Source organism: Marinobacter sp. F3R11 (assembly GCF_003318275.1).
Taxonomy (GTDB): Bacteria; Pseudomonadota; Gammaproteobacteria; order Pseudomonadales; family Oleiphilaceae; genus Marinobacter.
In genome coordinates this window covers 1,297,916-1,315,925 of record NZ_QOCH01000015.1, presented here as the reverse complement: position 1 = coordinate 1,315,925, position 18,010 = coordinate 1,297,916, and the positions used below count along the sequence as shown (strand labels likewise).

The window sequence follows — 18,010 nt, the reverse complement described above, 5'->3', positions numbered from 1 at the left end:
GGCCTCCACCGGACGGCCTTTTCTCCGCTTCGCTGCGTAGAGGCCGCCGCTGAATATTGGCGTTAAGTGCCCACGATGAATCAGTCCGAATATAGAGAGTTAGCTAAGGCGGCAAATGTGTTTGGCAGGTCAGTGATAGAAGAAACCATTGATGTGGTTCGTCCAGCGCATCCTAGGATCGCGAATAAGTTGCAGGCCATCATTGAGCAAGGCCCAATAGAAAAGCCTGAGAAGCACCAAGGTGGAAAGGAAACTGATTTGTTTCGGGTAGTGCTTCAGCAAAGGGAATTCGAGGCTATAGTTGAGGTGTTTGGCGTTCTTGAGGTGGCCAATGTCTCTAGCGAAGGGAAAACGACATCAGTGGCAGCTCATTACGCAGATTTGCTCGATCTATGGAGTGAGGTCACTTAACAAGTAGTTCCAGTACGTTCCGGGCCTCCGGCCCTACACCGGGTGCCCTTTTCGCTGCGCTACAAGGGCACCGCTGAACAAAGGCGTTAGTCACATGAATGAAGGGAGTTCTATGACACCTCAAGGGATTACGGTAGTGGCGATAAAATTCTTTGCCCTTTATCTGGTGTTCAACATTCTTTGGTATGCCCCAACGATCAGCGTCTATGTTTCAACCTACACAGAGCTATTGGAAACCAGCTCGACCCAAAATTTCCTTATCTATTTGGTCGCAATTTTCATCGCCATAGGGTTAATCGCTGCGGTGGGGATGATCTTGGTTGCCAACTCGATCATTCGAAAAGTCCCAGCTGACCCAATTGAAACTACTGAAGGGTTTTCTCCACAACTCCTTTTCCAGCTCATAGGTCTGTACTTCGTTGTGACAGCGCTATCCGAATTTCCCATGGCAACTCGGAACCGATGGAAAGTTCGATGTATTTTGGCGGCTCGTTGGTTCAATTCGCGATTGGCCTTTACTTGGTCATCAAGCCAGGATCATGGCTCGGATGGTTCTCTAAAGCGGAGCGCTCGATCCGTGTTGACTAACCAGTCAATTAAGTTCGTTCCCGGCCGATAGGCCGTCCACCGGACGTCCCTGACGGGCCGCCGCTTATTTCGGCGTTAGCTGTAGAACCTACGCTCTGGATACTTAAACTATATGATCATTTTAGACACCATAGAATACTCTTTTGCAGACGAGCTAGTGGTTGGTTTCTCTTATGATTCTGCGGGAAAGAAAATATCTATAACCTTTGAGTCATATTCCAAAAATAACCAACATGTAGACAAAAAATGCAATTTGACTATTGATTCCTGGATCGAAGGAGAAAGTAAAATACATGGTCAGGAGAAATACGGAGAATTAGAAATTAACCTGGGAATTCCTAGTTTGTTGTTAAGTGTTGATCAGTATGAGAGCGTGATAGTTATAACAATAAACACGTTAGATGACAGGTATGTTGTATTGCGGTTCGTGGGTGCGCATATTAAAGTCTACAATGTCTAGTTTTGGTTTTAATCAGGTAAACGCAGCTAACAAACAGTTGCACTTGACAGCGTACGCGCTGCGAGTGAACTGGGCGTTAAATGGCAAACATGAATTTCGACACTATTAAACAAGTTTTGAAGTCTTGGATAGATGAGGGCTTCATCGAAGGTGAACTCTCAGTAGAGCCAGAGTGGTATGTCTTGTGGCGTCCGGAAGAACTGGAAGAGTTTAATCGCGATTATCAGCTATCCGAATACGTTCCTGGCTTTCTTACATTCGGTGGCAATGGTGGCAATGGTGGCAATGAGCTTTTGGTTGTAAATGAATCAGGCGAGGTGTTCTACATGCCGTGTATAGGCATGGCGCCAGATACAGCAATTAAAATTGCAAACAGCCTTCAAGAATTCAAAGGCTACATGCAGCAATGAACAAGCCATTTAACAAGGCCAAGCAGCATCGCGCACTACGTGCGCTGGATCTCGCTACGCTCGGCCGTTGTTGGCGGCGTTATGTTTCGTGAGATATGTACGAGCTACCTGAAGAATCGCACTGGCGAGATCTAATTGGACAAGAGGTTAACCAAATCTCCGTCGGCCCTTATGATGCCCAAGTTACCTTTGAAGAAGGGGCCGTGATGCAGGCCCTTCATAGGTTAGAAGGCGAAGTTTCTTGTGTCCGTGGTCTTTGGTTTGACGGTGAGTGGGTAACTACCGAAGGGGTTATTCATGTGCCCCGGAAAACTGTCATTTCAATCAGCAACGAATCGCCGCTGATTCTGAAGGTAGCTTTAACTGGTGATGTTTCGCTCTTCTTCCATACAGAGGTTTCGCAATACGAGAGCATCAACGTTACTTACCCAGATGGCTCTCTGGAAGTGATATGAACCGTCGGGCATCAAAACACAACCAGTGCAGGCACGGCGACGCCTACTACATTGCGCCTTCGGCTCCATTCCGTAGGCGCGCAAGAACTCACCACATGGAGGTATCTATGCACATTGGACTAATCGGTGGTATCGGACCAGCTGCAACCGAGTTCTATTATCGTAACCTAGTGAAAGCTGATCAGGCATCAGATGGTGATAGCCGTATGGAGCTGACGATTTGCCATGCCCAAGCGAGCGATTTGATACGCAACATTCAGGCTGGCAATGTTGATGCGCAGGTCAGGATATTTGAAGTAATGGCTAATCGTTTGAGTGCGGCTGGTGCCGAGGCATTGGCAGTGACGTCAATAGCTGGACATTTTTGCATTTCCGAACTGAAGAGAGTGTCACCCATTCCCATCATCGATGCGTTGTCTGGACTCGAAAGCTCGTTAATTCGAAACGGCTACACAAGGGTGGGTGTTTTGGGTAACAAGGTGGTCATGGAGACGCGGCTGTTCGATAGTTTTCGAGAGACCGAAGTTGTTGTTCCGCCCGGCAATAGCCTAAACAAAGTTCATGAAGCCTACATGAGCATTGCTGTTTCTGGTGCTGCAAACGAAGACCAAAGAGAGACTATATTCCAGGCTGGCAGGAAGATGTGTGACGAACAAGGTGCTCAAGCCGTTGTTCTTGCTGGCACAGATCTCTTCGTGGCCTTCGATGGGTATGAATGCGGGTTCAAATACGTTGACAGTGCTTTGGTCCACATTGATGCCATTTACCGAGCCTCAATGGAAACCTCAGATAACAAGTCACGGAAGGCGGACGCGTGAGACGCGCCGCTTCGTTCAGTGTTATGTGTGGGGAGTTGTGGATTGACCTTAGAGAATGCCAAGAGAGAACTCCTCCTTCTACTGTCATCTTGGAAACGAGGAGAAATTGATAGCCCTTGGCATGTTCAAGACCAGGCCGAATCAATTGAGCAGCAACTGGTCGATTGCAAACAATTGGGACCACAACGACAAGCAGACGGTTTGGCCGACCAAGTTAAAGGTGTGCTTGATCAGCTCTCGAATGCCCAAGCCCAATACGTTCTACCTGAAGATATTGATGTCATGAGAGAACTGCTTGAGGCGCCCGAATTAGACGTCAAGGATATATTGACGAGGTATTCCTATTATTGGGACACCGTCGATTATTCCTCCAGAGAAGCTGAAGCCCGGGAGTATTGGTTTGGAAAAAAGACATAACAAGGCGGTCAACCGGACGTTGGACTTCCCCCACATCATTGCCTGGACATATGCAGGCTTTCGAGGTGGCGTCACTTAGGGTGATCTTGCCCCACGTCCATCGTCGTCGTTCGGCGCAGTTCTCGACGTTCAGCCAAGTCATATCGCCGACCTCGGTGCAAAACGGCCCGGTTGTCCCAGATCACAAAGTCACCCGTTTGCCATTGATGACGGTATACATGGGCAGGCTGCGTGGCCTGCTCCAGAAGATCTGTGAGCAATACGCGGCCTTCGGCCACTGGCATATCCACGACATGGCTGGCGTGGGCGCCGATGAACAGCAGTGGTCGGCCCGATCCCGGGTGGATTCTAACCAAGGGCCAGCGCGCCTTGGGGATCGCATCAATCTGATCTTGCGTGTATTGCGTGTCACCGAGAACAAACCGCGAGTGAAGCGAGAAGTGCTCGGCCTGCAGTTCAGCAATATGCTGCTTGAGGCGCGGTTCCAGATCGTCGTAGGCTGCCCGCATGTCAGCAAATTCAGTTTCACCACCCCAACTGGGATTGAGCACTGAGTACAGCATTGAGAATCGTGCTGGCGGATTCTGGAATGACACATCGCTGTGCCACAGCTGGTTCGCCATGTTGTTGACGATTCGGCGGTGATTCCGGTCTGCAATCTTGCCGTCGTCGGTGACGTTAGATATGTCGGCGATCTCAATGTGCTTGAGCCGCGACTCACTCTTATTGAGCATCTTGTTGAACCCGTATTCCAGCGGGCCAAAGCGCTTGGTGAAGTCGATTTGTTGCCCGGGGTCGAGATGCTGATTGCGAAGAATCAGCACGCCGTGTTTGTCCAGTGCGAGTTCGATCGCTTTGATCACATCGTCGTCAACGCCGGCAGCGAGATTGAGGCCGTTCACTTCTGCTGCAAAGCGCGGATCGCTGTGCAAAGGCGTGATTGTCAGTTCCATCGGTTCTTCCTTTCTTTGTGTTTGAGTTCATCGGCTTTTGTGCTCGTTGTCCACTCTCGGCTCATCGCTTTCGACGCGCTCGCGAAGGGCTGTAGTGGGGCCTTGAAAATGCCTCGACCTGCCAACCCACGCCACGCCGGTTGTACGCCGTCTGCGCGGCGTTGAACCGTCGCAACAGACTGAGGAGCAGAACGACTCGCTTGGTTCATTTCCTGTCTATGCGATGGCCATGTCCGGCGTCACCAGTTGTCCTTTTAGGAGAATAGGTTCGTCGTCCAGGTACAGACTGGCCTCGCGCATCGCGATATCAAGGTGCGCTGGTGTGTTGCGTTGTCCACCTACGTCGGTGTTGGGTCCTGTGGACCACAAGACGTTGCCGTAGAAGGCGCGAGCATCCTGCCCCACGGAGGTTTGTTTGTTCATCATCGTCATGGCATGCCACAACGCCGACTCATCAAGCCCCCAGCCGATGTGTGCCATGGCATAGGCCGCTGGATCGTTCCAGCTTTGGAGGTATTGCCGCATGTGCCAGGCGTCGAAACCGCCAGAGACCGAGACGATGAACCCTTTTTCAACTTCGATGCGCACCTCGGAACGGACATACTCTTTAAAGGGCAGAAGAATGTCCCCTTCCTGCAAAACGATCACCCCTTCGCTCTGGCCCTCATTGGGCCATGTGTAGACAAAGCTTCCTGGGAAATTGTCCCAACGACCAGGTTCATCGGTGTAGCCATACTGATCAATGGGCGCGTATTGGCCGAGGGTGTAGCGCATGTCAGTGCCTGCCGCATTGGTGAACCGCAATGACTTGGCCCCTGCAAGGCGGCGTGCCCCGGCCTCCACCCGTGAGCGCTGACCCGCGCGCGGAAACATTCTGGCCAGAATGTCTGGTGGCTCCGCCACCATGAGAACACGGGCACCGGCACGCTGAATCTCAATTTGCTCAGGCGAATGCAGCAGTCCCAACAAATCGATCACCAGATGCGCGCGCTTGAGGGTGTCCAAAGCCGATTGGTGTCCCGTCAGCAGACTGCGATTGGCTGCCTGCTGCGCACCACCCAGCACTGCGGGCGCTTCAGGCAAGTCAAGGCGGAACACTTCCGCCCCGAGTTCCCGACCTGCGCGCATAAACGCGTTCACATAGTCGGATCGGCTTTGTGGACCGCTGAGAACGACCATCACTTCTTGAGGTTGCAGCTTGCAGAGCTTAAGTTCTTCAGTGAATAAGTGAACGAGGTCGATAGGGTTGTTGTGACTCACGTTTGAAAACTCCTTGTTGATGGAGCAAGCCGTCGAGATCGGCCTACGATTTCCAGAAGATGATGTGCCGCTCCAATGCGGCGATAAGGCTGAAAAAGATCAGACTGACGGCAGAGGCAGCAAAAATGCCTGACCAGACTTGCACGAAGTCGATCTGTAAAACGCCTTGATATATCGTCCACCCAAGGCCGCTGGCAGAGCCCAACATCTCGGTGACGATGGCGATGATCACGCTGCGCACTGTCGCCACACGCATACCCGTGGCGATCAACGGCGCTGCCGTGGGCAGTTTCAGGCGCCAAAGAATTGCCGCCTTGTCGGCGCCAAAGCTTCTCAACAATGCCACTGCCTTGGGATCAACCTGATCCAACCCGGATATGGCATGCAGCATCACGGTGAAACCCACTGCCAGCGTGACCAAGGCAATCTTGGATTCGATTCCGGTGCCGAACCACAGTAAGACCAATGGGGCATAAGCCACCACAGGAACAGAGTTGATCGTCATGAGCGCGGGTAATACGAAGCGGCGAACAAGCGGGATGGACACGACGAATACCGCGACCATCACGCCAATCGCGCTACCCATGAAGAACCCCGCGAGCGCTTCGATCACCGTCGTCCATGCATTGCTCGCGAGCACTTGGCGTTGCGCCAACATGGTTTCCAGCACGGCACTCATGGTCGGCATGACATAGGCAGGTACGTCTAGAAAACGCACGAGACCTTCCCAGATCAGGGCCACAGCGATCAGACCGAATGCCGCTCGGCGGCGCTCCAGCGTGAAGGTGTGCCCTAGCCATTGATGGATTTTCATAGTTCATCTCGCCAGAAAACAAAGCGTGTTTCGATGTAGCTCATCACCGCGTAAAGCAACGTTCCAATGGCCCCGGCCAGGAATATGGCGGCCCAAAGTGCGGGAATCTGTTCGTTGTACATGGCGTGCAAAAGCAATACGCCAACACCCACGCTGTCGCCGAACCATTCGCCTGCGATCGCCCCCAACAGGCTTAGAGTGGCCCCCAGCTTGAGCGCCACGAAGATCTGAGGCAGCGCTGCGGGCAAGCGCAGGCGAGTGAGCAGTTGCCAAGCATTTGCACCGAAGCTACGCAACAAGGCGACCTGACGGGGATCTACCGCATTCAACCCTTGCAAGGTGTTCACCGTGACCGGGAAAAACGTCATGTAGAAGGCAATAACAGCCTTCGCCCACAACGTGTTGCCAAACCAAAGAACAACCACCGCCCCAAAGGCAATAACCGGAATGGTTTGCGAGATCACGAACATGGGGAAGAGGTAGTCGCGAAGGGCTTTCCACTGGAAGAAGGCCACACCGATCAGCACGCCGAAGACGGCGCCACCCGCGAAGCCCAGCACAGTCTCAGCAATGGTGCGAAGCGCACTGTCGACGTAGGCGCCGGGTGCCACAGTCACAGCGGCCAATACGTCGACCAGGCTGGGAAGGTAGTACGACGGAACACCGCCGACCCGCACCACGAGCTCCCATACAACCGCCATGGTGAGCACCGTGAGAGCGCCGCGAAGCAACGCCTCACAGAGATGCTTCAAGAGGTCGCGCGCAACATTCATGGGTTGCGAAGCTCAATTGGAATCGACTTCAGAAAGCTCCCGTCGAACGCCGTAGCGATTGGGACGGGTTTGCTCAGTACCTTGTTCTTCAGCAAGAAGTCATGAGCAGACTTCAAGGAGGCCTCGTCGATCCAGTAGATGCCTTCTGTCTTCGCTTTGCCTGCAGTCATCAGGCGGTACGACTCCTGCATCATGAACTCTTGGTGTTCCCGATTCAGTGTGGGTGCCGCCTGCATCACCAGGTCTATAGCCTCCTTGGGGTTGGCCATCGCATCGTGCCAGCCTCGAATAGATGCCCGAAGGAACGCTTTGACCAGCTCAGGCTTCTCTTGTGCCGTCTTCTTCGTGACAATCAGCGTGTCGCGGGGGAACGTCATACCAAAGTCCTCGGACTTGAACAGCCGCAGTTTGTCTTCACCAATCTGCTGCTTGATGGTGTAAAGCTCGTTGAACGACATCGCGGCAATCACATCCACGTCGCCATTGATGAACGGCGTTACGCTGGATTGCTGAGGCAGGATCGTCAACTCGCTTCTGTCGATTCCTGCGTTGTTCAACATGCCGAAAAGAACGTAGTTGCCACCGGTGAACCAGACCATAGCCTTCTTGCCCTTGAAATCCTGAAGGGTCTTGACCGGGCCGTCTTTTCGAGAAACAAAAACAAAGGGGGTGATCTGGTGCGAGACACCGACGGAGACCAAGGGCATGCCTTTGTCGACCGCAGCCAGCAAGCTGTCAGAACCACCAGAGATGCCGAAGGTGTCTGCACCCGAGGCCACCAAATTCTCTGCCACCAAATTGGGGCCGCCCGGGTTCAACGTTAAATCAATGCCTTCCTCACGGTAGTAGCCCTTGGCATGAGCGTAGTAATAGCCTGCGAATTGCGCCTGTGGCAGCCACTTGAGGCGCAATGAAGCTTCGGTGAGTTCCTGTGCGTTGACGCTCGGGGCCGAAACCATCAGCGTGCTGCCGAGAACGACGGTCAACATGGCGACCAGCAGGCCGCGTTTCTTGATCAAGGGAAGAAGACTTAAGATCATGATGAGGTGTTCCTTTCGGGTTGGTTGAAAGACTGAAATTGCACTGGAGGAGGCCTGTCAATGTCCGGCGGATGGGGTGGGCGCGAAGGACTTGCGGCTCTCCTCCTCAATTGCGATGAGCAGTTCGCGCTTGAGGCGAATGAACTCGGGCGAGGTGACGATGTCGGGCTCCCGCGGGCGGTCGAGTGTCACCGGCAGCTCAAGTTTGATTCGGCCTGGCCGGGCCGTCATAACCAGCACCCGGTCGCCAAGAAACAAGGCCTCCTCCACATCGTGGGTGATGAACATGATGGTGCGACGATGCTTCTGCCAGACATCAAGTAACCAGCGCTGCATCATGGTTCGGGTGAGTGCGTCCAGAGCCCCAAAGGGTTCGTCCAACAACATCAAGTCACGCCCGAACAGAAACGTGCGCATCAATGCCACGCGTTGACGCATCCCTCCCGAAAGTTGATTCGGGTATTGGTTCTCAAAGCCGGCCAGACCGAACTCAGGAAGCATGTCCAACGCTATTCGACGCGCATCGGCGCGGCGCTTGCCTTCCAGCTCGATGGCCAGGATGGCGTTGTCGATCACGGTGCGCCACGGCAAAAGCAGATCTCGCTGAGGCATGAACGAGACCTGGCCCAACAGCTCCGAGGCCTTATTCACCGGTTTATTGAGAAACCGAATTTCAGAGCCTGCGTCCGGCTCCTCAAGGCCTGCGACGATGTTAAACAACGTGCTCTTGCCGCACCCACTGGGCCCAACAACAGTGATGAACTCACCAGGCTCTATCGACAAGTCCAGCCCATTCAAGGCGCAAACAGTCGGCGAGTAGGATTTGCTCATCCCTGCCAGGCTCAGCAGCTTCGAACGGGCACTTCCCTCCGAACGAGACGACGGCATTGAATCGCATGTATACATATCCATGAATCTTGTTTCCACAAAGGCGTTTATTGAAAACAAGCAATCGGCGTGCCAGCCTAGTTCAGTACAAGTAATCCCTTAAAATTTGCGGGATGAAGCGCACTTCTTACAAAGAATTTCTACTTGAAGGGCCGTTTCCTCTGAAAATCTGAACGGTCAAAGGCCTTCTCAGCATTTCTTGAATACATAAATGGCACCATCTATGAACATAAACACCAGTTAAGGAGCCAATTTGGTGCTTGAGTCCCTTGCGGACACTGCGCGACGAGCGTAACCGTGCCATGACTGTCCTCGACATGGCTGGAGATCCCATATTTGTAAAGGACTGTGAGCATCGCATCATATTGGCCAATCAGGCCTTCTGCGAACTATTGTCACGCGCAAAACATGGCTGATTGAGAGCTCCGGTGAACGGTTCTTGGTGGGGATCATCTTTGACATCACCGAACGCACACAGGCAGCCAAAAAGCACGCACTGCTTGAAACGCAGCTACGCGAATCGCAAAAGATGGAAGCCATTGGTACGCTGGCAGGAGGGATTGCGCATGATGTTCAACAACATCATTGCAGCAATTCTAGGCAACGCTGAACTGGCCCGACAAGACGTAGGTTTGAGCATACGAGCTCTGGAAAGTGTGGAGGAGATTCGTAAGGCTGCAGCCCGAGCCTGAGCGCTGGTCCAACAGATTCTTTCCTTCAGCCGCCGACAGCCGGTCGAGCGCAGCGTGATCATGTTGAAATCTGTCATCGACGAGTCTATGGGCCTGCTACGCGCGACGCTGCCAGCAAGAATCAAGGTGGAGCTGAGTTGTGACTCCAGTCTGCCTTTAGTCTTAGTCGATCCTACGCAGATGGCGCAGGTGTTGATCAATCTGATCACCAACGCCGTGCAGGCGATGGGGGCGAACCCGGGTCGCATAGATATCCGAGTGGACATGATCAGCGCAGAGGACCTCCTGGACCAAGGCCAAACAGCGACACTGAACAAGGAACTTGAGTGGCCCTGCGGAGCGCTTCGGATGAGTGTCCAGGGCGATGGACCGGGCATGGATACAGCCATGCTGGCCCGGATTTTCGAGCCATTTTTTACCACGAAGCCGGTCGGGCAGGGCACCGGATTGGGGCTGTCTGTTGCCCATGGCATCGTGCAAAGTCATGGAGGTCTGTTGCAGGCGTGCAGTCAGCAGGGAAAAGGCTCGACCTTTACTGGTTATCTGCTTGTGCTGGATGGCGATGCCGAAGTTTCCTATCCAGAACTAGATAAACAGACGCGGGCAATCTCAATGCCAACAAAGCGCACTCTGCACTTTCTCTACATAGACGACGCAATGCTAGTGCCGCTGATCACGAGGCTGTTCGAAAAGCGCGGAGTTATGGTGACCGGAGCGGCGGCAACATTCACGACGGCGTAGAGTTCCACGCAAGGAAGTCCATGAGATCGTCACCGGCCAAGTTAACGTGATCGTGCATTGCTTTGTATGACAAGTCGGCGTCCTGTGAACGGAACGCATCAATGATTGCTTGATGTTGTGCCAGCGTATGGTGAACGCGTCCTGGCATCAGGCTCATACGCCGGCGGTAAGCCGCTACTCGATTGCGCAGCACGCGTGTTTGTTCAGCAAGGAAGGCATTGCACGAAGCATCGTAGATCGCCTCATGAAATTCGCGATTTACCTCAAAAAATAGATCGATATCGCCCGTTTCTGAGGTCTGACGCAAACGGTCATGAAGGAGCTGAATTTTTTTCAGCGTTTCAGGGGTCATTCGGCGACAGGCTAGACGGGCGCACAAACCCTCAAGTTCCGCCATCACAACGAACATATCGATCAGAGCATGGGTGTCGATTTGTCTGACCACAGCCCCTTGCCTGCCTCGCAGCGTAACCAGATGCTGCGCGGCCAGGAGACGTAACGCCTCACGCACAGGTGTTCGTGACACCTGAAAGCGCTGGGCGATTTCTTGTTCGTCCAACCTGGTACCTGGCCGAAGCTCCGCAGTAGTGATGAGTTGTTCAAGTTGATGACGCAGGCGTTCTGCCAGCGTGGTGGTGGCAACCTCATCTTTCCCTTGACTGGTGTTTATGTTCATAGATGGTGCATTTCATAGATGGTGCATTTATGTATTCAAGAAATGCTGAGGAGGCCTTTAACCGTTCAGATTTTCACATATGAGCCTTCTCGGAATCAATAGGCAATAGTCTTTTTTTAGCCGCGCCAGCGGCCAATTTAAACCCATGAGCGAGAACGCCTGCTTCGCTAGTCTCGTCGAGTTGTCAGGCACTTACAGCAAACACATATAGGGGCTCTCTTACGTGGCTTTAGGCCACTGCGTGACCGGTCGGTCCATCAGTGGGTCAAGGAGCACCAGACATTCATCGGTTAACCGGTCACTGGTGCTATTCAAGCGTCGGGCTGCATGGCTCCAGTTAGTTTCAGGCTCAGGAACGGTGTAAGCGCACTGGCTCATGGTATTAAAGCACGCCCACGGGCTGGCTAATCAAGTCGCTCTGGCTTCAACATCGGTGACAAAAAACTGCTTTGGCATCGGGTGCCAATCAGCGGACTCGCAGTCTCCACGGTCATCCCTTCTGATCCAGTCAGACATCATGCTCAGCCCGTGGCGTGACTAACCTTTCAGGAATCGTTGTTCATCGAACACCCTCTTGTCTTTGAGCATGAAGCATACCGCTCGTCCCAACTTGTGCGCCAATGCGGACAGGGCCTTGGGTTTATTCATTCGCCTCTGGAGTTTTTCGACGTAGCGTTTGGCCTTGTCGTTGTTACGGATAAACAGTACGGCGGCTTCCGAGAAGGCCCACTTCAGATGGGCATTACCAATTTTATTGCCCTGAGTGCCGTAGACCTTGCCGGCAGACTCCGCTTTGCACTTCACCAGGCGAGCGTAGGAGGCAAGTTTCTGAACGGATTCGAAGCGTTGAATATCGCCGACTTCGTAAAGAATCGTCAGCGCGAGAATGCGGCCCACACCTGGAATGGTTCTCAGCACAGTGAGCGAGGCGGGGTCGTGTTGTTTGGCTTGCTGTTCCAGGTGCCATTCGAGTTTTTTGAGTTCGTGCTGATAGCTGTCGACGATAGCGAGATCCAGATCGACGTTACGTTGAACGTCCGGATCGCTAAAAGCTGAGGTGAGCTGTGACCGGCCGCCCGGGTTGTTGAGGTTGGCTTTGCTGGGCGGCAGGTTGTACTGGCTCACGGTATTCACGACATGGGCCTTGAGCATGGCACCATGCTGGACGATGCGGGTGCGTCGGCGCAGCAGGTCGCGTGTGGCCCAGGATAAAGTGGATGCCGTACTCCTCACACAGATCCGAGATCCAGTGCCAGCAGTGCATGCATTCAACGCCGATCACAAGGTCATCTCGAAAGGGTTCGAGCAGTGCCAGTAGTGGTTCCGGTCGGGCTTTGATTTCTTTGTGCAACAACACCTCGCCTTGTTGGTCGCCTTCCAGCTTAGCGGGTAACCGCCGGGCAGGGGAGAAGGCTCAATCAGTATCAAGCCGCTCAATGGTGACCCCGAAGGCGGGGCACATTAGCGAAGCGTTAGCTGTTTTTGCGCCGTCCGGAGAGTGATACTATAGTGCCACTATCAGTCTGATTCAGGGTGAGTCCATGAAGGTTGAGCTTGTTACGAGCCTCAAGCGCCAAGCCACAAAGATTCTGGCAGATCTGCACTTGTCTAAAGAGCCGGTACTGATCACGGAGCACGGTCAGCCGTCCGCATACCTAGTTGATGTGCAAGATTACGAGTTTATGCAGCGCCGACTTGAGCTGCTTGAGGGGCTCTCGCGGGGAGAGCGTGCTGTACTTGAGGGAAGAACGTACAGCCAAAGTGAGGCCAGGGAGAAAATGGGTAAATGGCTGAAGTAATCTGGACAGAGCCCGCCCTTCAGGAATTGGATGCCATTGCTGAGTACATCGCTCTGGATAATCCTGCTGCAGCAAGTCATCTGGTCCAAAAAATTTTCGATAAGACCGGGCGTTTGGAGAATTTTCCCCAATCCGGAAGGATTCCTCCCGAGCTCCCTGATTCGGTATACAGCGAGTTAGTGGTTCAACCGTGTCGCATTTTCTATCGTGAGGATGGGAAGCGTGTTCTCGTCCTCTATGTCATGCGAGAGGAGCGGCAGCTCAGGGCTTACATGCTTGGAAACAGCTAACCAGGCGCGCCACACGGATGCCTTTGTCTCCGCTTCGCTACATCAAAGTCACCTGTGCGCTTTGCGTTAGCTATACAAGGTGTTGCAGGTCGCTCCTGGCCTTTTGGGCCCTCCACCGGACCCCTTCCAGCGGCCGCCGAACAACGGCGTTAGGCGTTTTGAGAGCAGGCAATTCTGATGGTAGTCACTTTAAAAGCTTTGGTGATTTGGGTTGGCATCCTGGCTTTAGCTGTTGTCAATGGAGTGCTGCGAGAAACGGTACTTGTACCAGGCTTTGGAACTCCGGCAGCGCTCATGCTTAGCGGCTTGTTGCTGTCAGCCATAATTATTGGCGTAGCGTACTATTCCCTTCCATGGCTGCATATACGTCGCCCCGTCGTGCTCTGTATCGTCGGAGTGGGTTGGCTCGTTCTTACACTCATTTTTGAGTTTTCGTTCGGGCTTTGGCAAGGCAAGTCGTGGTACGAGTTGATCGAGGTCTACACATTCAAGGGTGGCAACATCTGGCCTGTTGTTCTTGTAGCAACGGTCCTTGCGCCATACATCACTGCTAAGCTGAGAGGATGGGTGTAATACGCTTAACCAGTGCATCAAATTCGTTCCGGCCCGATGGGCCTCCACCGGACGCCCTTGTCGGGGCGCCGCTAAGCAAAAGCGTTAGGTGGGTCCACGGTCGTGAAATATAAGAATATCTATTCGGCTATTCACAATTTTGGCCATAGCTTCACCAGCTTGATGAACTACGTTGATGGAGGCTATGTGATCGATGAGCTGGAGCATATCCACCGCCAAGGTTGTGACATTGAGGTCGATTGGCTTCACACAACGTTGAGTTAGAAAGGATGAGTTCGCTCAAGTTTCTCTGGCCGGCTGGTGAGCGGAAGTACATGCTTGCAGTCGATGATCGCAAAAGAGAATACAAGATTTACGTTAATGAGGCCGGCTAAACCACATAATCAAGCCATGCACCGGATGCCAAAACCTCCGCTTCGCTGCGTCAAGGGCACCGGTGCGCTCTGCGTTAGGTGATTTCATGGTAAGGATCTTTTACTTCATTCTTGCATGTTTGGTTCTGGTGCAAGCCACCCCTGCAAAGCCAGAGCACGCCTACACTCCGTATTTTTGGTCCATTGGAATGGCAATTTTCGCCTACCTTGTTTCTGGGCTTGCTTGTTCATGGATTGGTTCGCTGAAAGATAGGCACGTACTCTATGTCATTGTGCATTCCATTCTAGGTGTATTTTTGTTTTTCAGCACATTGATGGGCTTTGCATTCCTGGGGAAAGAGTTCGATATCCTATACAAGTTACTGAACACAATGGCGTTGGTTAAAAATGATGTTTTCCTTGTGCTCTACAGTACAGTTTTTGCGGGGCTCGGAGCACAGCTAACCAGTCACATCATCGGACGCGTTAAAGCGCTCCGCAGTGCTTAGCGTTATGAGGGATAAAAGGTGGCAGAGCAAGAGAGTGCTTTTGACTGGCATAGTGATCACATTACTGAAAGCACTCCGGTGACGAGCACATATCGGAATACGCAGAATGTGCGCCGATTTCTGCAGGAAAATTGCGGGCCTGATTTCAGATTTAACCGGGAATTCATGGCTTGGATAAAGAACGGAGAGGCCAAAACAATGGGCGAGGTGGCCATAGAGTGGCAGAAACGAAGTAAAAGAAAAGGGTAGAGTTCGGATGTGTTTGTTGCTGTTGAGTCTGAATCCGCCTCATAGCAAGACCATCAAGGTTATTCCTCCACCGGGCGCCCTAGTCGGGCGCCGTTTATGCAAGCGTTATGTGTATTTCATCCACCGGCCATGGTAGGGATTTTGATGACTGATCACTTCGGTTCTTGTCTGTGTGGCACTGTGAGCTTTGAAGTAAAAGGTGACTTCGATAGCTTTTACCTGTGTCATTGTCAGCATTGCCAAAAAGATACGGGTTCGGCTCATGCGGCAAACCTGTTCTCACAATCAGCTAAATTGGTCTGGCGGTCGGGTGCAGGTGCTGTGACTTCCTTTACGCTTCCAGGCACCCGTCATACCAAAAGCTTTTGTAAACTGTGTGGCTCAGCATTGCCAAACACTCAGATCCCAGGCTTGCTCGTCGTTCCCGCAGGATGCTTGGATACTGAAATATCTATGGCGCCAACAGCGCATATCTTTTCATCCAGCAAAGCTGTTTGGGATGGGGGGTTAGGGGAAGTGCCAGAGTTCGAGGGGCTACCAGATTGAGCTACCATCATATAACCAGTGGCTGTTGGCGGCCTCCACTGGCTCCTCCTGTCGGGCCACCGCTTATTTCAGCGTTATAAAATCGGGTAATTTATGGTTCGAGGTATTAAATTCTATTTTCCGTTTTTGACTCCGGCGCTGGTGGCAATGGCGTTTGCCGCATATGTGTCCTTCCTGGATAACACGGAGTGTGCATTTTTGCTTGGGATTAATGCATCGCTTCTTGGTCTGCTTGTATTCTGTTTTGTGCTGCCAGGTACTTTCGCCATTGGCTCACTGTATTTTCTCTATTTTAGTATCAGGAGCAGAGGGCACGATTTTTATCCACCCTCTGACATTCCATGGTCTGGCATATTCAGGAAGTGCAGCGGAAGGCGGGCGAAAATACCGAAGCTGATGGGCTACCTTGTCCCAATAGCGGGTGCCTGGATGATCTGGCTTGGCATATCATCTTTTATCGAAATCGCTGATGGACGTACGCTTTCCGAAATGAGCGCTGCTATCAGTTCAGCATGTGAGCGTTCATAACCATGCCAGCCACGGCGAGGGCTTTGCCATTGCGGCTTCGCCTCCATTGATCACCAACGGGCTTTTCGCCAGTCGAGGCACCGAACAATTTCAGCAAGCAGGCCTAGCGATGACACCACTGAGTTTTCATGTGGATCTGTTTGGCAAGTCGGAGTCTTCCCGGAGACTGCACATTACAGTCTCTCAGAAATCCGAAAACCTGCGCCATAAGTTCCAGCTGACACCGGAGCAACCTGTAGGGTTACTGTTCCCGTCGGAGGGCCGCAACTGAACCTGCCTGTCGGGCCGTCGCCTTGAGCTCCAGTTGGGAAGAATAATGTCTTTGCCTCGTTTGTATTCCTTTCGTCGTTGTCCTTACGCTATGCGCGCCCGGCTCGGTATTTTGTTTGCCGGGCAGAAGGTGGAGCTGCGGGAGGTAGTGCTTCGAAACAAGCCGGCGAGACCCGTTATCGAGGAAAGCCGGGAAATACTGGTGTGGGCGCTGCAGCTGGAATACCGGCAACAGGGTGAAGTGTTTCTGCAGGCCATGATCAGGTTTCAACCCTGGCAGGAAGGTGATGAAGTAGTGGAATTCCCTGCCGGTAGCCACTAAAGTTTTCGATATTGACGACTCTGACCGCTAACTGCGCTTTGCTGGCCTTATGTAATAGGTAATCAAAAAAACATGGTTGAATATGCAAAGGATATGTGGGTACTTGCCACTGAAGGAGAAAAGCAGGGAGTACTTTTTTTTGTAGTAATTTATGCGTTCGTTGTGTGTTTATACTCTTTTTTAAGGCAGGTTCTTATAACGCAGTGGCCGGTAGCAAAGGGTTTTCTGAAAAGTGCTTCTGTTGAGGAGTGGGGCTCTACGACAATGGGTTTGTCGTTTCAGGATTATAAAGCTGATTCCCTGTATGTATATCAGGTTTCTGAGAAAACGTACCAGGGAAAGCGAGTGTCACCATGGGTAATCGTTGCATCTCATAATGCCAGATTCCTGATTAAAGGGCAGTTAAACAACATCAAAGAAAATGATGATGGCACTGTAGACGTATTTTATAACCCCAGAAAACCGGAGAAAAGCTATCTGGTCAAACCGGGTTTTTTCGGAATGGTTATAACTTTTGGTATCGCAGTTCTCCCTCTTTATTTCTATTTAAATGCGTATTTGTAAATTATATAACGACCAGCTCAAGCGGGATGCAAGATTTTTCGAGGCCAGTCATGATCATAGTTGAAACGCCGAGATTAGTGCTTCGGGAGCTCACTCCGAATGATGTTGGCGCGCTTGCAGAAATTCTTGGCGATCCGGTGGTAATGGAGTTCTCAACTAACGGGCCGTGCACTGAGGACGATACCCGAAAGTTTATTGACTGGTGTCTGGAGTCATACCGGGAGCATGGTTTTGGTCAGTGGGGAATTGCTGACAGTTCGTCGGGAGCGATTATTGGTTTTTGCGGCCTGAGTCAGGTTGATCTTAACGGAGTGCAGGAGGTAGAGGTTGCTTATCGCCTTGCGCGTGCTGCGTGGAATCAGGGGCTCGCCTCAGAAGCTGCCGCAGCAGCGCTGGCGTATGGCTTTTCACAGTGCCATTTTGACTCAGTTATCGCGATTATTGCTAATCGTCATATTGTTTCTGCCCGAGTGGCAGAGAAGGTGGGGATGAAAATTGATACATATACAAAGTACCGCGACTGGGATGTTGGGATCTATCGTAAACATCTGGAGGTTGATCTGAGGATCAGCTGACAGCCCCCTGCGTCGGGACGGAGTTGGCTGCTGTGC

The 18,010-nt window shown here is 52.3% G+C and carries 27 protein-coding genes and 2 pseudogenes; 20 read left to right on the top strand and 9 right to left on the bottom strand.

The genetic code is table 11. The features are described from left to right. Positions 1-75: 75 nt before the first annotated feature. The 7 genes from DS878_RS14505 (at position 76) to DS878_RS14475 (ending at position 3,559) form a co-directional block, all read left to right on the top strand. Entirely contained in the window at positions 76-411 is a 336-nt protein-coding gene (locus tag DS878_RS14505) for a hypothetical protein (RefSeq protein WP_113816618.1), read from the top strand. A gap of 94 nt (positions 412-505) precedes the next feature. Further along, positions 506-1,030 carry a hypothetical protein gene (locus DS878_RS14500; protein ID WP_113816617.1) on the top strand — a complete coding sequence of 175 codons (525 nt, stop codon included), beginning with the start codon at positions 506-508 and terminating at the stop codon, positions 1,028-1,030. 81 nt (positions 1,031-1,111) lie between these two features. Beyond that, entirely contained in the window at positions 1,112-1,459 is a 348-nt protein-coding gene (locus tag DS878_RS14495) for a hypothetical protein (protein ID WP_113816616.1), read from the top strand. 80 nt (positions 1,460-1,539) lie between these two features. Beyond that, on the top strand, positions 1,540-1,869 hold the full coding sequence (locus DS878_RS14490; RefSeq protein ID WP_113816615.1) for a hypothetical protein: 330 nt from the start codon (positions 1,540-1,542) through the stop codon (positions 1,867-1,869). Positions 1,870-1,964: 95 nt separating this feature from the next. Continuing rightward, complete coding sequence (locus DS878_RS14485; protein ID WP_148707084.1) at positions 1,965-2,324, top strand: hypothetical protein; 360 nt, start codon at positions 1,965-1,967, stop codon at positions 2,322-2,324. A gap of 107 nt (positions 2,325-2,431) precedes the next feature. Continuing rightward, positions 2,432-3,142, top strand: coding sequence for an aspartate/glutamate racemase family protein (locus DS878_RS14480; RefSeq protein ID WP_187298801.1), 711 nt, complete (start codon positions 2,432-2,434; stop codon positions 3,140-3,142). Positions 3,143-3,184: 42 nt separating this feature from the next. After that, complete coding sequence (locus DS878_RS14475) at positions 3,185-3,559, top strand: hypothetical protein (RefSeq protein WP_113816612.1); 375 nt, start codon at positions 3,185-3,187, stop codon at positions 3,557-3,559. A 71-nt stretch (positions 3,560-3,630) separates the two neighbouring features. On the opposite strand, the gene DS878_RS14470 is transcribed toward DS878_RS14475, so the two are convergent. The 6 genes from DS878_RS14470 to DS878_RS14445 form a co-directional block, all read right to left on the bottom strand. Beyond that, positions 3,631-4,512 (bottom strand): TauD/TfdA dioxygenase family protein, encoded by an 882-nt coding sequence (locus DS878_RS14470; protein ID WP_113816611.1) that lies wholly within the window; start codon positions 4,510-4,512, stop codon positions 3,631-3,633. A gap of 216 nt (positions 4,513-4,728) precedes the next feature. Next, positions 4,729-5,772: a hypothetical protein gene (locus DS878_RS14465; protein WP_113816610.1), complete on the bottom strand. Its 1,044-nt coding sequence runs from the start codon at positions 5,770-5,772 to the stop codon at positions 4,729-4,731. A 43-nt stretch (positions 5,773-5,815) separates the two neighbouring features. Beyond that, positions 5,816-6,586, bottom strand: a complete 771-nt coding sequence (locus tag DS878_RS14460) for an ABC transporter permease (protein ID WP_113816609.1) — start codon at positions 6,584-6,586, stop codon at positions 5,816-5,818. After that, positions 6,583-7,359 (bottom strand): ABC transporter permease, encoded by a 777-nt coding sequence (locus DS878_RS14455; protein WP_113816608.1) that lies wholly within the window; start codon positions 7,357-7,359, stop codon positions 6,583-6,585. The genes DS878_RS14460 and DS878_RS14455 overlap by 4 nt, the downstream gene beginning before the upstream one ends. Further along, positions 7,356-8,399, bottom strand: coding sequence for an ABC transporter substrate-binding protein (locus DS878_RS14450; protein ID WP_222837473.1), 1,044 nt, complete (start codon positions 8,397-8,399; stop codon positions 7,356-7,358). Before DS878_RS14450 ends, DS878_RS14455 begins: the two co-directional genes overlap by 4 nt. Positions 8,400-8,456: 57 nt before the next feature. Further along, the gene (locus tag DS878_RS14445) at positions 8,457-9,311 is read right to left on the bottom strand and encodes an ABC transporter ATP-binding protein (protein WP_113816607.1); all 855 of its coding nucleotides are present in this window, start codon (positions 9,309-9,311) and stop codon (positions 8,457-8,459) included. Between the two features lie 278 nt (positions 9,312-9,589). On the opposite strand from DS878_RS14445, the gene DS878_RS15745 reads away from it, so the two are divergent. From DS878_RS15745 to DS878_RS14435, 3 genes are all read left to right on the top strand, one after another. Then, positions 9,590-9,703 (top strand): PAS domain-containing protein, encoded by a 114-nt coding sequence (locus DS878_RS15745; RefSeq protein ID WP_410003484.1) that lies wholly within the window; start codon positions 9,590-9,592, stop codon positions 9,701-9,703. 150 nt (positions 9,704-9,853) lie between these two features. Continuing rightward, positions 9,854-9,979 carry a hypothetical protein gene (locus DS878_RS15670; protein ID WP_261977870.1) on the top strand — a complete coding sequence of 42 codons (126 nt, stop codon included), beginning with the start codon at positions 9,854-9,856 and terminating at the stop codon, positions 9,977-9,979. 60 nt (positions 9,980-10,039) lie between these two features. Next, positions 10,040-10,720 carry a sensor histidine kinase gene (locus tag DS878_RS14435; protein WP_148707083.1) on the top strand — a complete coding sequence of 227 codons (681 nt, stop codon included), beginning with the start codon at positions 10,040-10,042 and terminating at the stop codon, positions 10,718-10,720. Here DS878_RS14435 and DS878_RS14430 read toward each other — a convergent pair. Continuing rightward, positions 10,707-11,396, bottom strand: a complete 690-nt coding sequence (locus DS878_RS14430) for a GntR family transcriptional regulator (RefSeq protein ID WP_113816604.1) — start codon at positions 11,394-11,396, stop codon at positions 10,707-10,709. The two genes, DS878_RS14435 and DS878_RS14430, sit on opposite strands and share 14 nt — an antisense overlap. Before the next feature lie 537 nt (positions 11,397-11,933). Continuing rightward, positions 11,934-12,768 (bottom strand): annotated as a pseudogene (locus DS878_RS14425) (transposase); the annotation flags it as partial. A gap of 169 nt (positions 12,769-12,937) precedes the next feature. On the opposite strand from DS878_RS14425, the gene DS878_RS14420 reads away from it, so the two are divergent. The 5 genes from DS878_RS14420 to DS878_RS15540 all read left to right on the top strand — a co-directional run bounded on the left by DS878_RS14420 (position 12,938) and on the right by DS878_RS15540 (position 15,169). Next, a complete protein-coding gene (locus tag DS878_RS14420) occupies positions 12,938-13,195 on the top strand; it encodes a type II toxin-antitoxin system Phd/YefM family antitoxin (RefSeq protein WP_113816603.1) in 258 nt (85 codons plus the stop codon). Beyond that, a complete protein-coding gene (locus tag DS878_RS14415) occupies positions 13,183-13,485 on the top strand; it encodes a type II toxin-antitoxin system RelE/ParE family toxin (protein WP_113816602.1) in 303 nt (100 codons plus the stop codon). The genes DS878_RS14420 and DS878_RS14415 overlap by 13 nt, the downstream gene beginning before the upstream one ends. 177 nt (positions 13,486-13,662) lie before the next feature. Further along, positions 13,663-14,058 (top strand): hypothetical protein, encoded by a 396-nt coding sequence (locus DS878_RS14410; protein WP_113816601.1) that lies wholly within the window; start codon positions 13,663-13,665, stop codon positions 14,056-14,058. 460 nt (positions 14,059-14,518) lie between these two features. Further along, the gene (locus tag DS878_RS14400; RefSeq protein WP_113816600.1) at positions 14,519-14,920 is read left to right on the top strand and encodes a hypothetical protein; all 402 of its coding nucleotides are present in this window, start codon (positions 14,519-14,521) and stop codon (positions 14,918-14,920) included. A gap of 18 nt (positions 14,921-14,938) precedes the next feature. After that, positions 14,939-15,169, top strand: a complete 231-nt coding sequence (locus tag DS878_RS15540) for a DUF6434 domain-containing protein (RefSeq protein ID WP_113816599.1) — start codon at positions 14,939-14,941, stop codon at positions 15,167-15,169. Between the two features lie 105 nt (positions 15,170-15,274). Here DS878_RS15540 and DS878_RS15665 read toward each other — a convergent pair whose 3' ends face one another. Continuing rightward, positions 15,275-15,433 (bottom strand): hypothetical protein, encoded by a 159-nt coding sequence (locus DS878_RS15665; protein WP_261977909.1) that lies wholly within the window; start codon positions 15,431-15,433, stop codon positions 15,275-15,277. On the opposite strand from DS878_RS15665, the gene DS878_RS14390 reads away from it, so the two are divergent. The 5 genes and pseudogenes from DS878_RS14390 (at position 15,389) to DS878_RS14365 (ending at position 17,974) form a co-directional block, all read left to right on the top strand. Beyond that, positions 15,389-15,715: a GFA family protein gene (locus DS878_RS14390; protein WP_261977908.1), complete on the top strand. Its 327-nt coding sequence runs from the start codon at positions 15,389-15,391 to the stop codon at positions 15,713-15,715. The genes DS878_RS15665 and DS878_RS14390 overlap by 45 nt on opposite strands. A gap of 514 nt (positions 15,716-16,229) precedes the next feature. Beyond that, positions 16,230-16,514: a hypothetical protein gene (locus DS878_RS14380; protein ID WP_113816597.1), complete on the top strand. Its 285-nt coding sequence runs from the start codon at positions 16,230-16,232 to the stop codon at positions 16,512-16,514. A gap of 45 nt (positions 16,515-16,559) precedes the next feature. Next, positions 16,560-16,727, top strand: a pseudogene (locus DS878_RS15660) (glutathione S-transferase N-terminal domain-containing protein); the annotation flags it as partial. A gap of 180 nt (positions 16,728-16,907) precedes the next feature. Continuing rightward, entirely contained in the window at positions 16,908-17,399 is a 492-nt protein-coding gene (locus DS878_RS14370) for a hypothetical protein (protein ID WP_113816595.1), read from the top strand. Positions 17,400-17,449: 50 nt separating this feature from the next. Beyond that, positions 17,450-17,974 carry a GNAT family N-acetyltransferase gene (locus DS878_RS14365; protein ID WP_187298800.1) on the top strand — a complete coding sequence of 175 codons (525 nt, stop codon included), beginning with the start codon at positions 17,450-17,452 and terminating at the stop codon, positions 17,972-17,974. Positions 17,975-18,010: the final 36 nt, after the last annotated feature.

Bases quoted from the DNA above. Each gene is read 5' to 3' on its own strand.
- DS878_RS14470 (WP_113816611.1), bottom strand. From the start codon at position 4,512: ATGGAACTGACAATCACGCCTTTGCACAGCGATCCGCGCTTTGCAGCA.
- DS878_RS14480 (WP_187298801.1), top strand. From the start codon at position 2,432: ATGCACATTGGACTAATCGGTGGTATCGGACCAGCTGCAACCGAGTTC.
- DS878_RS14460 (WP_113816609.1), bottom strand. From the start codon at position 6,586: ATGAAAATCCATCAATGGCTAGGGCACACCTTCACGCTGGAGCGCCGC.
- DS878_RS14490 (WP_113816615.1), top strand. From the start codon at position 1,540: ATGGCAAACATGAATTTCGACACTATTAAACAAGTTTTGAAGTCTTGG.
- DS878_RS14455 (WP_113816608.1), bottom strand. From the start codon at position 7,359: ATGAATGTTGCGCGCGACCTCTTGAAGCATCTCTGTGAGGCGTTGCTT.
- DS878_RS14495 (WP_113816616.1), top strand. From the start codon at position 1,112: ATGATCATTTTAGACACCATAGAATACTCTTTTGCAGACGAGCTAGTG.
- DS878_RS14430 (WP_113816604.1), bottom strand. From the start codon at position 11,396: ATGAACATAAACACCAGTCAAGGGAAAGATGAGGTTGCCACCACCACG.
- DS878_RS15670 (WP_261977870.1), top strand. From the start codon at position 9,854: ATGATGTTCAACAACATCATTGCAGCAATTCTAGGCAACGCTGAACTG.
- DS878_RS14400 (WP_113816600.1), top strand. From the start codon at position 14,519: ATGGTAAGGATCTTTTACTTCATTCTTGCATGTTTGGTTCTGGTGCAA.
- DS878_RS15665 (WP_261977909.1), bottom strand. From the start codon at position 15,433: ATGAGCCGAACCCGTATCTTTTTGGCAATGCTGACAATGACACAGGTA.
- DS878_RS15745 (WP_410003484.1), top strand. From the start codon at position 9,590: ATGACTGTCCTCGACATGGCTGGAGATCCCATATTTGTAAAGGACTGT.
- DS878_RS14435 (WP_148707083.1), top strand. From the start codon at position 10,040: ATGTTGAAATCTGTCATCGACGAGTCTATGGGCCTGCTACGCGCGACG.
- DS878_RS14450 (WP_222837473.1), bottom strand. From the start codon at position 8,399: ATGATCTTAAGTCTTCTTCCCTTGATCAAGAAACGCGGCCTGCTGGTC.
- DS878_RS14445 (WP_113816607.1), bottom strand. From the start codon at position 9,311: ATGGATATGTATACATGCGATTCAATGCCGTCGTCTCGTTCGGAGGGA.
- DS878_RS14505 (WP_113816618.1), top strand. From the start codon at position 76: ATGAATCAGTCCGAATATAGAGAGTTAGCTAAGGCGGCAAATGTGTTT.
- DS878_RS14410 (WP_113816601.1), top strand. From the start codon at position 13,663: ATGGTAGTCACTTTAAAAGCTTTGGTGATTTGGGTTGGCATCCTGGCT.
- DS878_RS14370 (WP_113816595.1), top strand. From the start codon at position 16,908: ATGGTTGAATATGCAAAGGATATGTGGGTACTTGCCACTGAAGGAGAA.
- DS878_RS14485 (WP_148707084.1), top strand. From the start codon at position 1,965: ATGTACGAGCTACCTGAAGAATCGCACTGGCGAGATCTAATTGGACAA.
- DS878_RS14420 (WP_113816603.1), top strand. From the start codon at position 12,938: ATGAAGGTTGAGCTTGTTACGAGCCTCAAGCGCCAAGCCACAAAGATT.
- DS878_RS14500 (WP_113816617.1), top strand. From the start codon at position 506: ATGAATGAAGGGAGTTCTATGACACCTCAAGGGATTACGGTAGTGGCG.
- DS878_RS14365 (WP_187298800.1), top strand. From the start codon at position 17,450: ATGATCATAGTTGAAACGCCGAGATTAGTGCTTCGGGAGCTCACTCCG.
- DS878_RS14415 (WP_113816602.1), top strand. From the start codon at position 13,183: ATGGCTGAAGTAATCTGGACAGAGCCCGCCCTTCAGGAATTGGATGCC.